1 protein-coding gene is annotated in these 1,483 nt (G+C 37.8%); it reads left to right on the top strand.

The window, feature by feature from the left end; translation table 11 throughout:
* The first annotated feature begins 62 nt into the window (after positions 1-62).
* Positions 63-1,412 carry an IS4 family transposase gene (locus EJK17_RS11195; protein ID WP_127796436.1) on the top strand — a complete coding sequence of 450 codons (1,350 nt, stop codon included), beginning with the start codon at positions 63-65 and terminating at the stop codon, positions 1,410-1,412.
* Positions 1,413-1,483: the final 71 nt, after the last annotated feature.

Below are 1,483 nucleotides of genomic sequence, written 5' to 3' on the forward strand. Positions count from 1 at the left end.
CGCAAGATCTTCCTGCGTTATACTTTAAGTGTCCAAACCAAAGTTAAAGGAGATCTTACGCAATGAAAAGTATACCGCAAATTGATGATGAAAAGGACACTAAAGCTTTAATTTCTTCATTTACTAAGTTAATTGGTCTAGGTAATTTAGGTAAAAAGGTAAACTTCAAACGGCATTCTCTAATTGATCTAGTCACAGTCATTGTTTGGATGATCAAAGCCCGTTTTGCTCGTAAATCATTACCTCGGTTTGATAAACCTGTTAACTTTACTAAAAGAACAGGTAGAAATGTTTTAAATGATGGGCGAATCAACTGGCAAAAGCTAATCTGCCTTGCTGCAGCTAAGTTGATCTCATCCTTGAGGCCAGTAATTGATCACCGCAGAAGACTAGCTTTAATCGTTGATGATACTTTAATGTCACGTTCTTGTTCGACTAAAACTGAATTGTTAGCTAGAGTCTATGATCATAACAAGAAAAAATATTTAACCGGTTATCGCGGCTTAACTGTAGGCTGGAGTGATGGTAATACCTTCTTACCAATTAACTTTGCCTTGATGTCTACTAAAGAGCCAAAGAACATGATCGGAAAAGCACCAGTTACGCAAGATCAGCGCTCAATTGCTGGGCGCAGAAGAGCACAAGCACAACGTCAGATGAATGACGTGACGGTTGAGTTAATTAAACAAGCAATTGATGAAGGTGTTCCAGCTGATTATGTACTATTTGATAGCTGGTTCACCTCACCTAAAATGTTCTGGCAACTGAAGCAACTAGGCTTAGATAGTGTCGGCATGGTTAAACAAAGTAAGAAAATATATTATCGCTATCGCAAGCGTTTATATGATGTAAAAGGTCTCTATGCTAGATTGGTAGCTTCAAAAATTCCGAAAAAAGAAAACTATCTATATAGCTGTGTCGTCCAAGCCCAATATCGTGGGCATGCCTTTCCACTAAGATTGGTTTTCGCAACTAACCGTGGTAAAGGAAAACAATACCTAGTTCTGGCTTCCACCAATACTTCTTTACGTCCCAAAGAAATCATCCAACTTTATGGTAGAAGATGGCAAATCGAAACATACTTTAAAGCTGCTAAGCAGTACTTAGCTTTAGACAAGTCACAAATTCAAAGCTATGACGGTCAATGTGGCTATATTGCTGTTACTGCCTTAACCTACGACCTTTTAGCTTGGCAAGAAAGACTAAATACTGATGATCGCACAATTGGAGATCTCTTCTATTTAATGAACGATGCATTACCTGATTTAGCTTTTGAAGAAGCATTGGTCTACCTGATGACAGCCTTAAAAGAAGCGAAAATAAAGTTAACAGATAAAATTTCGAAGATAATTGATAACTTTATTTCTATGTTGCCCAAATGTATTCAAAATGCGTTAGAAGAGCCCGCCTAAAAACTAAATTAGGCATAACAAAGCCGGATCCCATAAGGAATCTGGCCCGTTTTAGTGCTTTCAACTTTCAG

The organism is Lactobacillus xujianguonis (assembly GCF_004009905.1).
In the GTDB taxonomy this organism is placed as follows: Bacteria; Bacillota; Bacilli; order Lactobacillales; family Lactobacillaceae; genus Lactobacillus; species Lactobacillus xujianguonis.